Genomic DNA, 12,307 nt, shown 5'->3' with positions numbered 1-12,307 from the left:
AGCATTGGGGCTGTGCGATTCCCTCCTAACGGGAGGGTGTAGGGAGGGGTCTGTTGAACATTCATACCGAAAAATGACCCCTTCCCGCCATTTCACAGTCATCCGCACCCTTCCCCAAGGAAGGAGTTTTGACCGAATCTCAATTTTTAGGCCACCTTATTATATTCCCGCTGGTAATTCAACGGACTTTTTCCCGTGATGAGCTTAAAGTATTTGTGAAAACCAACCAGGTTTTGAAAGCCGCATTCAAAGCAGATCTGCTTAATGCTCAATTTGTTTTCGATGAGCATCTTACAGGCATCGCCTACCCGTATCTCGATTAAAAACTGCGAGTAGGTTTTGCGTGTGCGCGATTTGAAATACCGGCAAAAAGAGTTTTCGCTGATGCGGGCCACTTCGGCAATTTCGCTCAACTGTATCTTACGCCTGAAGTTGGCCAGCGAGTATTCGTAAATAGCATTAATGCGCTCGTTCTCCATATCGTTCAGATCGTGGCTAAAGCCGATGGATGACAGGAATACAAACTCATCGCTCGCCGCGATGACCGATAGCAGCTTCATCAGTACGATGATGCGCTGCATGCCGTCGCTGTTCATCATTTTGCGGATCAGCATCCCGGCTGCTTTGGCCGTCTGGCCCTGAACGTGTATACCCCTGCGTGCCTTTTCGAGCAAGGTTTTGATAGGCTTGCTTTCGGGCAGATTCATAAAATGCTCGCCCCAGAAGTTCTCGGCAAAATGGATCACGGCAGCATTGGCGGACAGCGTAGTATCCGGCAAAAAATAATCATCGTCGTACCGCCAGTAGTGCGGCAACTGCGAACCGATCAACACGATATCGCCGGGCGAAAAACGCTTGATGCTGTCGCCAACAAATTGCGTGCCGCTGCCTTTGTTGATCTGTATCAGCTCGACCTCCGGATGGTAGTGCCAGAGGTTGTTGATATACGGATGAATATCCTGCCTTACGCTGAAAGAATGCGCGGGTGCATTATTAACTTTTAGCAGCTGCGGCTTCATTAAACTATAAATTCGTTACTAATGAATAGAGTTGTTAATTATATGCCAAAATAGTTTATTAATTAGACAAATCAAAAAAGTTAATGTAGCGCAAAACATTCTTTCTTTGTAATACCAATTATCAATAGTTAATTTTTCTGAACCAATTAGCGACAATTACCTAACCTAAACCAGCAGATGGAAAAAAAGACCAGCCAGACCTTTGCCTTTATCCTTGTCACTTCTTTGTTTTTTCTATGGGGGTTTGCACACAACCTCGATCCGGTATTGATCCCACACTTAAAAAGGTCGTTCACACTGACCACTGTACAGGCAGCACTGGTCGACTCGGCCGTTTTTACAGCGTACTTTGTTATGGCGCTGCCTGCGGGTTTTATTATGAAAAAATTTGGCTATAAAAATGGGATAATTACTGGTCTACTAATCTTCGCTATCGGTTCGTTTTTGTTTATTCCAGCAGCCAACACATTGCAATACTCGTCGTTTCTGATCGCATTGTTTATCATAGCTTGTGGTTTAACCATTTTAGAAACAGCAGCAAATCCATATGCCACTGCACTTGGCGATCCGGAAACTGGCCCACAACGACTAAACTTCGCACAATCATTTAATGGCCTTGCAGCAGCACTTGCACCTGTTGTTGGTGGAGCGCTTATTTTAAACAAGGGGCTTACCGATGATCAATTAAAAGTGATGAGCGAGGGCGCGCGCAAATTGGCTTTGGCATCAGAAGCATCCACAGTAAAAACCCCATACTTAATATTAGGAACTATTTTGGTTGTGGTAGCTATTGCATTTGCGTTTACAAAGCTCCCTAAAATTCAAGATACTGAAGGCCATGTGGCGAGCAAAAATATTTTTCATGCATTTAAACACAGTCATTTATCCTGGAGTGTTGTTGCGCAGTTTTTTTATGTGGGAGCACAGGTTTGTGTGTTTAGCTTATTCATTTTATATGCTACCAAATCAGCAGGTATCACACAGGTCGAGGCTCGTGTTTATGCTGGAGCATGTGGTTTAGCATTCCTGATAGGCAGATTCGTGGGCACGTTTTTGATGCGCTTTTATAAAGCCAATAACCTTTTAGCTATTTATGCATTGGTTAACGCCGGTTTATGCCTGGTGGCAATATTTGCCCATGGGATGATAGCGGTATATACCGTTGTTGGTATCTGCTTTTTTATGTCTATCATGTTCCCAACCATATTTTCTTTAGGTATTAAAGATTTAAAAGGTGATACCGAATATGGCAGCAGCTTATTGGTCATGTCGATTGTAGGGGGCGCGCTTCTTCCTTTGGTTTTTGGTTGGATAAGCGATGTTACCAGTAATATTCAAAATGGCTATATAGTACCATTAGTTTGTTTTATTGTTGTTGCTTTCTTCGGTTTAAAAGGCTATAAGGTTGTTAATAAAACCGAAGTTGAAACAGCGTTAGACCCCGGTAATTTAGGATAAGGATAATGAACAACTACTGCTTAGCGCTCGACCTGGTTAACGACCCGCAACTGATTGCCGAATACGAACAATACCATCGCAACGTATGGCCCGAGATCATTGCCAGCATTAAGGATGCCGGCATTACCAATATGGAGATCTACCGTTTTGGTAACCGTTTGTTTATGACCATGGAGACCGACGATACTTTCAGTTTTGAACGTAAGGCTGCTATGGACGCTGCAAATCCAAAGGTGCAGGAGTGGGAGCAGCTGATGTGGAAATATCAGCAGGCTATACCCGGCGCCAAACCCGGCGAAAAGTGGGTGTTTATGGATAAGATTTTTCAATTATAATAATCAATAAAAAAGGTGTCTCCCCTTGGGGGGGATTATTCATAAAATGTTAGCTTTTCATGGAATTCATGATTGCTAACGCAATTTAGAGGGTGCTTCTATGTTAGATCTAAAAGGAAAGACAGCGGTAGTGACGGGCGGCGGCAGCGGGATAGGTAAAGCTGTGGCCACTGTTTTTGCACGTCAGGGTGCTGCGGTGCACATTATTGAATTGAACCTGGAGAACGGCCAGCACGTAGTCGACGAGATTGAAGCTGCCGGCGGTATCGCTTACGCCCACGCTTGCGATGTAAGCAACCAGCAGCAGGTGAGCGCGGTGTTCGATCACATCCAAACCATCGATATTTTGGTGAACAACGCCGGTGTTGCCCACGTTGGTAAGGCCGATACCACAAGCGAAGAAGATTTTGTGCGTTTGTTCAATATCAACGTTAAAGGGGTTTACAATTGCCTGCATGCTGCTTTGCCTTTAATGAAGAGTAGTGGTAAAGGAACTATATTAAATATGTCATCCATCGGCGCGGTGGTGGGCATTGCCGACAGGTTTGCCTACTCTATGACCAAAGGCGCCGTCCACGGCATGACCTTATCTGTGGCCCGCGATTATATTCACGATGGCATCCGTTGTAATTCGATATCCCCGGCAAGGGTACATACCCCTTTTGTAGATGGCTTTATCGCCAAAAACTATCCCGGCAAGGAAGCCGAAATGTTTGATAAGCTATCCAAATCGCAGCCTATAGGCCGGATGGGCACGCCCGAAGAGATCGCCAACCTGATATTATACTTATGTTCGGATGAAGCATCGTTCATCACCGGCTGCGATTACCCTATTGATGGGGGATTTATAAAACTGAATAATTAGGCCCCCTCCCAGCCTCCCCCGGAAGGGGAGGTGAAAGGTGGTGCCAACAAAACTTATATAACAATTAAATTTTTTAAGTCCTCCCTACTGGGGAGGATTTAGGAGGGGCTTTATGAAACTTATACGATACGGACAGCTGAACCAGGAAAAGACAGGTGTTGAACTGGATGGAAAATATTTTGATACCTCGGCTTTGGGCGAAGATTATAACGAACGCTTTTTTGAGACAGGCGGCCTTGATCGCCTGAAAGCATTTTTAGATCAGCATGCTGGCAAATTGGCCGAGATACCTGCCGGCTCGCGCTTAGGCAGCCCGATTGCCCGTCCATCAAAAATCGTTTGTATCGGCTTAAACTATGCCGATCACGCCCGCGAAACCGGTGCGGCCATCCCGCCCGAGCCGATCATCTTTATGAAAAGCACCACGGCTTTGGTTGGCCCTAACGATGATATCATCATCCCTAAAAACTCGGTTAAAACCGATTGGGAAGTAGAAATTGCTGTTGTTATCGGCAAAAAAGCCACCTACGTAAGCGAAGCTGATGCCGAAAATTACATAGCCGGCTATGTGCTGCATAACGACGTGTCGGAGCGCGAGTTCCAGATTGAGCGCGGCGGTACCTGGGATAAAGGCAAAGGCTGTGATACCTTCGCGCCGCTTGGCCCGGTGTTGGCTACTCCCGACGAAGTTAAGGACGTAAACAACCTGCGCCTGTGGCTGACGGTGAACGGTAAAAAAATGCAGGATGGCAACACATCTAACTTCATCTTTAAAATACCTTTCTTAATTTCGTATATCAGCCAGTTTATGACCTTGCTGCCAGGCGATGTAATATCAACAGGTACGCCTGCCGGCGTTGGCCTGGGCTTTAACCCGCCTGTTTATTTAAAAGCAGGCGACGTTGTGGAGCTGGGCATAGATGGCTTGGGCACTTCTAAACAAACCTTAAAAGCATATGCGGATTGATGCACACCAGCATTTCTGGATATTTGACCCGGTTAGAGATAGCTGGATAACGGATGATATGGCGGCCATTCAGCGGGATTTTATCCCTGCCCACCTGGCGCCTGTCTTACAGCAAAACAATATCGACGGCTGTATTGCGGTGCAGGCCGATCAAACAGAAATGCAAAATAGTTTTTTGCTGGAGCTTGCCAGCGAGAACGATTTTATTAAAGGTGTGGTAGGCTGGGTTGATCTGCGCGCTAAAAACATCGAGGAGCGGCTGGATTATTACAGTCAGTTTGCCGACATGAAAGGTTTTCGACATGTATTGCAGGGCGAAGAAGACCGTGCGCTGATGCTGAAACCGGAGTTTATGAATGGCATCGGCAAATTAAAAAAACATGGGTTTACATACGATATCCTGATCTATACCGATCAGTTGCAATACATTCCCGAATTTGTGAACGCTTTCCCTGATCAAAAATTCGTGATCGATCATATTGCCAAACCAGATATTAAAAATCATAAAATTGCTGACTGGGCGAAAGAAATGCGCGCCATTGCCGAGCTGGATAACGTGTGGTGCAAGGTATCGGGCATGGTGACCGAAGCCGACTGGGCGAAATGGAAACCCGAAGATTTTGAACCCTACCTGGATGTAGTTTTCGAATCGTTCGGGGTTGAGAAAGTCATGTTCGGCTCCGATTGGCCGGTTTGCCAGGTAGCTGCAAGCTACAGCGAAATGGCCGACATAGTGAGGCAGTATACCTCGACGTTGTCCTTAAGCGAACAATCGGTTTTCTGGGGCGAGAACGCGGTTAATTTTTACAATATTCAATAGTCATCCTATCAAAACAAAAACAATGAATTTACAGCTCAATAATAAAGTGATCATCGTAACGGGCGGCGCCAAAGGGATTGGCGAAGGCATATGCAAAGTATTAGCCGATGAGGGGGCGATACCTGTAGTTGTGGGCCGCAATGCCGCTGATAACGAAGTGGTGGTTTCGGCCATTGCTGCCACAGGCGGCAAAGCCTTCCAGGTAGCGGCCGAATTATCCGAACCTGAAGAGTGCAAAAAAGCTGTTGAAGCTGTTGTTGCACAGTTTGGCAGGATTGACGGCCTGGTGAATAATGCAGGCGTAAATGATGGTGTTGGGTTAGAGAACGGCACGTACGAAGCCTTTATGAAATCGCTGCATAAAAATGTGGTGCATTATTACCTGATGGCGCACTATGCATTGCCGGAGTTGAAAAAATCCAAGGGCTCTATTTTGAATATCACTTCGAAAACTGCCGAAACCGGGCAGGGCAATACCTCGGCTTATGCCGCAGCCAACGGCGGGCGTAATGCCTTAACCCGCGAGTGGGCGGTTGAGCTGCTGAAATACGGCATCCGGGTAAATGCCATTGTTGTTGCCGAATGCTGGACACCTGCTTACGATACCTGGATAAAAACGTTATCTAATCCGGACGAAAAGCTGAAAGAGATCACCTCGAAGATACCACTGGAGAACCGCATGACAACATCCGAAGAGATTGCCAATGCAACGGCGTTCCTGCTTTCGTCCAAATCGAGCCATACTACCGGGCAGATCATCCACGTGGATGGCGGCTATGTGCACCTGGACCGGGCGCTGGCGAACGCATAAGCAGGGTCATAAAAAAATTGTCATTTCGATAGAGCAAGCGGTGGGATAGAGCGTCGGTGCGAAAGAGAAATCTTCTGGTACATGCAAAGCTTATGAGCCTGAACCAGAAGATCTGTCACTATCGTTCGGGATGACATTTTTTTATTTAATATCTTTTAATTGTTGATATAACACTTGATACAATGAAAACATTAGTATGCACCACCCCGGGGAGTTTTGAATACCAGCAGGGAATTAAACCCGTATTAACTCCAGGGCATGCCATCATCAAAATAAACCGGATAGGCATTTGCGGTACCGATCTGCACGCTTTCGAGGGTACACAGCCCTTCTTTTCGTACCCGCGCATTTTGGGCCATGAGTTGGGTGGCGAGCTGATTGATTTTGACGATGCGCCCGGTTTTACCAAGGGCGAAGCGGTAACTTTTATCCCTTACTTTAATTGTGGCGTATGCATCGCATGCCGCTCCGGAAAGCCCAATTGCTGCAGCAACATTAAAGTTTTTGGGGTGCATATCGATGGCGGCATGGCCGAATATGTTTCGGTGCCCTCGTACTCGCTCATCCATGGCGAGGGTTTAAGCACCGATGAGCTGGCTTTGGTTGAGCCTTTGGCTATCGGCGCGCATGGCGTCCGCCGTGCGGATGTGCAGCCGGGCGAATTTGTATTGGTGGTAGGCGCAGGGCCCATCGGTTTGGGTATTATGGAGTTTGCGCGCATTGCGGGCGCACAGGTTATTGCGATGGATATTAACGAGAACCGCCTTGATTTTTGTAAGAATAAATTAAAGGTGCATCACACCATTAATCCTTTAAGCCAGGATGTGGATGAGGAATTGAAACGCATCACCAATAACGATTACCCAACCGTGGTTATCGACGCTACCGGCAATTTGAAAGCTATTACCAATGCTTTCCAATACATGGCACATGGCGCAAGGTATGTTTTGGTAGGATTGCAAAAAGGCGAGATCAGTTTCAGCCACCCCGAGTTTCACAAACGCGAAGCTACGCTGATGAGCAGCCGTAATGCAACCAGGGCCGATTTTGAGCATGTGATCGCGTCGATGAAAAAAGGCTTGGTCGACCCGACCAACTACATTACCCACCGGGTTGATTTTGACCAGGTGAAGGATGATTTCGCAAACTGGCTCGACCCGGTGAATGGGGTGATTAAGGCGATGGTATCGCTGTAATTTCCTAAGGGTAATTACCTCGTGTCATTTCGACGAATAAAGGTGGGCGAAGTGCCGGGATGAGGAGAAACCTTCTGCGATGTGCGGTATATACTGCTTGCAAAAGATTTCTCAGTCACGCTACCGCTCATTCCGTCCCTTGCTCCTTCGAAATGATATGGTGGAGTTAAAAAGCAGATTTTACGATTTAAGCATAGCCATGTATTCATCGCGCGGTATCATCCTCGCGCCCATCGATTCGAGGTGTTCGGTATACACCTGGCAGTCGATCATCTGGTAATTACCGGTTTGGCACAGGGTGATAAGCGCGAGTTTTGAGGCATTGCTTATTTTACTAAACATGCTTTCGCCGCAAAAAATGTTGTTTACTTCCACGCCATAAAGTCCGCCGGCTAATACATCATCCTGCCACACTTCAACCGAATGTGCTATGCCTAATTTGTTCAGGTTGATATAGGCTTGTTGCATTTCAGCGGTTATCCAGGTACCATCCTGTCCTTCGCGCCTGGCGTCGGCGCAAGCCACTATAACTTCGGCAAAAGCCTGGTTAAATGTTACCTTAAACTTGTTTGAGCGCACGACCTGCCTCATGCTTTTGGAGATACGCAATTCATGAGGAAACAAAACAAACCTTTGGTGCGGAGCGAACCACAGGATAGGGTCGCCTTCGCTGTACCAGGGGAAGATGCCGTTTTGATAAGCCAGGATCAGCCTCTCGGGCGACAGGTCGCCCTCGATAGCCAGCAGGCCATCCTCTTCGGCTAAAGCCGGATCAGGGAAAATTACACGTTCATCGAGCCTGAAGATCATCAGGCACAAAATTAAGCCTTCCTGCGGATCACCAGTTTTTTATTTTGCGCTTTATTGATGTTATCCATATACTCCTGCAACTCTGTATATTTTGCGGCAGGTATGATATGGTCTGTCAGGTTAAATGTAGTAGTACTGATCACCTGGTTTTTTGCCGCATCGTAGTTATAACTGATGCTGAAACTGCCATAGCTAAACTTTAAACTGGCGTTGGCAGGCAAAGCATCCACTTCAAAACCGGGCGGCAGATCAATCGTGGTAACGCAGGTTTTAGCCATAGGGTGATCGAAATAATAATCCGTCTTTCGCTTTTCGAGCGGCGGTACCGTTAAGCGCCACAGATCGAACACGCGCGGTCGGTAAAACTGCTTGTTACCTGCAGCCATATCAAAAAAGGTTTCGTACTCCAAATTCAGCGTAAGCTGATTGATGCCGTCTTTATCATCACCGGGCTGAATGTTTAAAACCGATGGCTGTTTCATGTTCAGCGTACGGATAAGCGCCTGCTTCTGCTCATCAAGCTTCAATTGCATTAAAGACAGGTAGGCGTTACGGTATTCGCCGCTGGTATTGATCTTTACTTCGGCCCTGGCGCCGCCGTCGGGGTTCAGCATAATGTGTACTTCGCTTTTAAATTGGTTATCGGCCATGGTGCTTCTCGGCGTGTTAACCAGTTTGCCACCTTCCGGTGTAATGAGCAACGCGTTGCGGTTTTCGGTAAAAGCGCCCAGTTTGCCAAATTGCTGTGTGTTGCTGGTACACTCCAGCCAGGTAGTATCGCCCTTTAACGGTACGCAAAGAATAATGTGATTAAAAGGATCGAAAGGAAAATTCGGATCGGCAGGTTCTTCGTTTTCACCTGCGCGTACAATAGCGTAGTACGATGGTATATTTACCGCTTTGAGCAAAGCGCCCATGTAATTTGCCAGTGCCTTGCAATCGCCGTATTTCTTCTCATCGACAAATGTTGCCGGGAACGGCTTAAGTCCGCCAAGCCCTAATTGTATACTCACGTACCGCATGTTTTTTTGCAGGTATCCGTACAAAAACTTCACTTTATCCTTATCGTTGGCAATGCCGGCCGTCATTTGTCGCACCTCTTCTTCGCGCGCAGGCCTTAACGAGCATACATCGGCATTTAGTGCCAGTTGCCATTTACCGTAACTGGCCCAGCTGCTGATATCGCCGGCGATGCCATTATACTCGAATGCATCGGTAGCAAACGAAATTTTTGGCAGCACGCGCCAGGCTACGCAGTCTTCTTCGAGCTTTACAGCTTTAAGGTTGCCGGCGGTCCAGGTATAGGTATCCAATCCATTTGCCGCTTCCTTTCTGGGCGTAATGGTGGTGTTGCTGTTTTTATACCTGAACCCAAGCATGGGGCCGACGGTTATTTTGTAGGTTGAGTTTTGTACAGACAGCTCTGGTTCCAGTATCTGCCACGAAAACAAATCGAGGTAGCTGTTGCGGTCGAGCTCCGTAGTCTGCTCGATGGTGACCGGGTAATTGACGATGCTGTGCTCAACAACCATCAGGCGCTCATCGTCGATGATGGACTCAGCGCTCACAGCCGAACGATCGTACATATCGCCCTTGTGGTATTTTTTGATCACTTTACCGTCGGCATCATAAACAATCATATCGGCGGCGGCAACATTGCTGAATTTTTTCTGATAAAATAATAGCATCGTCGCTTTTTCCGCAGCCTTCTCGTTTAAAACAGTAACTACGGTGTGCGATTTGAAGACTGCTTTGCCTGCTGCCTTGACGATAATCTCGTTGTAGCTATACCGCACTACTGCGTTGGCGTCTTTTTTTAAGGAATCAGGAATAGTCGCGGCTTTGTACAGATCAGCAGGTATCTTGTCCTGTCCGCAAATAGTTAAAGCATAAAGTATAGCCGGTATTACAGTTATGGCGACCCGTTTGATAAAACTTTGACACATTATTTAGCCTTTTTTCAACACGATCTGTTCGTTGAGCATCTCGTTCATTTTTTTATAGAAATTGTAGAACTCGGGATACTGTTCTTTAAGGAAGATCGCTTTTTTGGAATTGATCACGTATCGGACTATTATTGCCCCATCCTGCTCCATCACAATGCGCCTGAAAGAAATGCTCTGGTCAGGCATCACCAGGGTCATGTTCTTGGGTAAAGCGTCTATCTTGTAGCCAGCCGGTATCTTGTACGAGCCGTTGATAGAATAATTTGTGAGGTAGCCAAAGTCGATGTTGGTGGCGCGCGTCTCACTCAAAAAGGGATTAGTTTTAAGCCCGCTGAACAGATTGGGGTTGAAGTAAATGTAATTATCGTCTGATCCGGTAAGGGCGAGCTTAAAGTTTAATTTCTGACTTAAAGGCAATGTGTCGACGTCCAGGTCCTCGAGTTTCAGATCGGCTATACTAAGGTTGTTATCATTATCTTTCAGGAATGCCCTGTACTTTTCCTCGCCATCCTTTTTGTATTGCTCTGTACGTTTTTGTTTAAAATAACTGCTACTGCTGATCTCGGCATTGCCTTCCATTTTTCCATCAGGTTTAATTTCGGCCGTAACCATTACGATCTGGCGAGCAGGCTGATCTTTATTTAGGTATAAAATATCGAACACCTTGTCATCTTTACTGATGTACAGGCCCGATGAGTTTAAAAGCTCGTCGGGTATTTCGTTATACGTATTGTACTTGTTGCTGGCATCTAATATATAACGCCGGGCGCTGTCTACCGGCACGTAGGTTACAGCACGGTTAAATTGCGACAGATAGGGGTAGGCACCATTCACTACTCCATGATTACGGGTGCTTACTACCATAGGGTAAGCTTTTACGCCGGCAGCTTTTAACAAATGGTATACGATGATGTTGATTTCGGTTGCGTTACCGGTTTGTTTTTCCCAGGCTTTTGGCGTACCATCGTTAGTATACCAGCGGTCGACCTCGTTCCATTTCATCCGGTTTTTTACCGTATTAAAAATGTAAGCTATCTTTTCATCATCAGTATGCATGGTTTTGGCTTTGGCAATAATTTCTTCTTCGCCTTTAAGTTTCTTTTTCAGCTGATCGCCAAAATCTTCGTCATCGGCAAGCGCTCCGCCAACTTTAGGCCAGCTATTGGGTACGGTATGAACAAAATCGCCTTCGGCCTGTACAGACACCAGCTCTAATAAAACGCAGGCCAGGTTATCCGCTCTCGAGCGCATGTAAGGCTCGTCGACAAGAGAAGGCACTGAAGCCATTGCCCGGGTTTGCCTGGTGGTAAGAATGGTATATTGCCCAATGCTTTTGGCGTCGCCCGATTCTGTTTTGTTGTATACATAAGGAATATAACCCTTGCTTTGGTTTTTAAAATAAAACCAGTTGGGTATCTCTGTATCGTATTCGCTGTAGCGCACAGGCATCTGGGTTTGAAAATACCAATCGGGCACATCGGAGTATACGCTTGTTTGCCAGCGGTATTTAAACTCAAGCACCGAGCCTGGTTTTACATTAGGGAAGGTAAACACAATGGCTTTTTCAACTTTATCGACCACCTGGTTGTAAATAAGTTTCGAGTCGAGCTTAGTGATCTCGGCTTTGCCATTTACTTCGTTTATGGTTTCGGCTTGTATGCCGGTTATCGATTCGCGGACACCATTGTTACTAAAGAAGGCATAATACGGTATGCGGATGTTGGCCTCATCCTTACCTTTATCGTTAAATATTTTGATGCGCTTTATGCGCTCCATAATGATGTTGAAGCGGTCATCATAGTACACCTCTCCTTTGTCATAAAGCACCATCGCATTTGCGTCTTTCTCAAAATCGCACTGCTTCAGTTCAAGATCGGCTATATCGACTTTACCATAGGTTATTTTTTGCAACTGGGCAAAAGCTGTACACGTAGCCAGGCAAAAGGTAATCAGCGTAATAGTTTTTTTCATTTCGGGGTTATTATTCCCCGGAAAAATAACCATTGTAACCGAAATTCAGAAATATTTATTCATTGAATTAAACCATGGCTCAAAGGCAGGGTCAAACAACCATACGTAC

At 46.3% G+C, this 12,307-nt stretch carries 11 protein-coding genes; 7 read left to right on the top strand and 4 right to left on the bottom strand.

Annotated features, from left to right (window positions below; all coding sequences use genetic code 11):
* Positions 1–146: 146 nt before the first annotated feature.
* On the bottom strand, positions 147–1,019 hold the full coding sequence (locus BEL04_RS23605) for an AraC family transcriptional regulator (protein WP_066008214.1): 873 nt from the start codon (positions 1,017–1,019) through the stop codon (positions 147–149).
* A 177-nt stretch (positions 1,020–1,196) separates the two neighbouring features.
* Between BEL04_RS23605 and fucP the strand changes: the two genes are divergently transcribed.
* From fucP to BEL04_RS23570, 7 genes are all read left to right on the top strand, one after another.
* Entirely contained in the window at positions 1,197–2,477 is a 1,281-nt protein-coding gene (gene fucP, locus BEL04_RS23600; RefSeq protein WP_066008212.1) for an L-fucose:H+ symporter permease, read from the top strand.
* Between the two features lie 5 nt (positions 2,478–2,482).
* Positions 2,483–2,812, top strand: a complete 330-nt coding sequence (locus tag BEL04_RS23595; RefSeq protein WP_066008210.1) for an L-rhamnose mutarotase — start codon at positions 2,483–2,485, stop codon at positions 2,810–2,812.
* A gap of 100 nt (positions 2,813–2,912) precedes the next feature.
* Positions 2,913–3,677 (top strand): SDR family NAD(P)-dependent oxidoreductase, encoded by a 765-nt coding sequence (locus tag BEL04_RS23590; RefSeq protein ID WP_066008208.1) that lies wholly within the window; start codon positions 2,913–2,915, stop codon positions 3,675–3,677.
* Positions 3,678–3,789: 112 nt separating this feature from the next.
* On the top strand, positions 3,790–4,644 hold the full coding sequence (locus BEL04_RS23585; RefSeq protein ID WP_066008206.1) for a fumarylacetoacetate hydrolase family protein: 855 nt from the start codon (positions 3,790–3,792) through the stop codon (positions 4,642–4,644).
* Positions 4,634–5,464, top strand: a complete 831-nt coding sequence (locus BEL04_RS23580; protein WP_066008204.1) for an amidohydrolase — start codon at positions 4,634–4,636, stop codon at positions 5,462–5,464. Before BEL04_RS23585 ends, BEL04_RS23580 begins: the two co-directional genes overlap by 11 nt.
* 22 nt (positions 5,465–5,486) lie before the next feature.
* Positions 5,487–6,275 carry an SDR family oxidoreductase gene (locus tag BEL04_RS23575; RefSeq protein WP_066008203.1) on the top strand — a complete coding sequence of 263 codons (789 nt, stop codon included), beginning with the start codon at positions 5,487–5,489 and terminating at the stop codon, positions 6,273–6,275.
* A gap of 182 nt (positions 6,276–6,457) precedes the next feature.
* Positions 6,458–7,471: a zinc-binding alcohol dehydrogenase family protein gene (locus BEL04_RS23570; protein WP_066008202.1), complete on the top strand. Its 1,014-nt coding sequence runs from the start codon at positions 6,458–6,460 to the stop codon at positions 7,469–7,471.
* A 180-nt stretch (positions 7,472–7,651) separates the two neighbouring features.
* Here BEL04_RS23570 and aat read toward each other — a convergent pair whose 3' ends face one another.
* From aat to BEL04_RS23555, 3 genes are read right to left on the bottom strand one after another with little or no spacing between them, the layout of a single operon-like run.
* Entirely contained in the window at positions 7,652–8,281 is a 630-nt protein-coding gene (gene aat, locus BEL04_RS23565) for a leucyl/phenylalanyl-tRNA--protein transferase (RefSeq protein ID WP_066008201.1), read from the bottom strand.
* 11 nt (positions 8,282–8,292) lie between these two features.
* Entirely contained in the window at positions 8,293–10,227 is a 1,935-nt protein-coding gene (locus tag BEL04_RS23560) for a DUF3857 and transglutaminase domain-containing protein (RefSeq protein WP_066008199.1), read from the bottom strand.
* 3 nt (positions 10,228–10,230) lie between these two features.
* The gene (locus BEL04_RS23555) at positions 10,231–12,198 is read right to left on the bottom strand and encodes a DUF3857 domain-containing protein (protein ID WP_175404143.1); all 1,968 of its coding nucleotides are present in this window, start codon (positions 12,196–12,198) and stop codon (positions 10,231–10,233) included.
* Positions 12,199–12,307 lie beyond the last annotated feature (109 nt).

The organism is Mucilaginibacter sp. PPCGB 2223, assembly GCF_001705515.1.
Classification (GTDB): domain Bacteria; phylum Bacteroidota; class Bacteroidia; order Sphingobacteriales; family Sphingobacteriaceae; genus Mucilaginibacter.
The sequence above is the reverse complement of the archived record's forward strand: the minus strand, read 5'-3'. Positions and strand labels throughout refer to the sequence as shown.

Bases quoted from the DNA above. Each gene is read 5' to 3' on its own strand.
- BEL04_RS23605 (WP_066008214.1), bottom strand. From the start codon at position 1,019: ATGAAGCCGCAGCTGCTAAAAGTTAATAATGCACCCGCGCATTCTTTC.
- BEL04_RS23585 (WP_066008206.1), top strand. From the start codon at position 3,790: ATGAAACTTATACGATACGGACAGCTGAACCAGGAAAAGACAGGTGTT.
- BEL04_RS23595 (WP_066008210.1), top strand. From the start codon at position 2,483: ATGAACAACTACTGCTTAGCGCTCGACCTGGTTAACGACCCGCAACTG.
- BEL04_RS23575 (WP_066008203.1), top strand. From the start codon at position 5,487: ATGAATTTACAGCTCAATAATAAAGTGATCATCGTAACGGGCGGCGCC.
- BEL04_RS23555 (WP_175404143.1), bottom strand. From the start codon at position 12,198: ATGAAAAAAACTATTACGCTGATTACCTTTTGCCTGGCTACGTGTACA.
- fucP (WP_066008212.1), top strand. From the start codon at position 1,197: ATGGAAAAAAAGACCAGCCAGACCTTTGCCTTTATCCTTGTCACTTCT.
- BEL04_RS23590 (WP_066008208.1), top strand. From the start codon at position 2,913: ATGTTAGATCTAAAAGGAAAGACAGCGGTAGTGACGGGCGGCGGCAGC.
- BEL04_RS23570 (WP_066008202.1), top strand. From the start codon at position 6,458: ATGAAAACATTAGTATGCACCACCCCGGGGAGTTTTGAATACCAGCAG.
- BEL04_RS23560 (WP_066008199.1), bottom strand. From the start codon at position 10,227: ATGTGTCAAAGTTTTATCAAACGGGTCGCCATAACTGTAATACCGGCT.
- BEL04_RS23580 (WP_066008204.1), top strand. From the start codon at position 4,634: ATGCGGATTGATGCACACCAGCATTTCTGGATATTTGACCCGGTTAGA.
- aat (WP_066008201.1), bottom strand. From the start codon at position 8,281: ATGATCTTCAGGCTCGATGAACGTGTAATTTTCCCTGATCCGGCTTTA.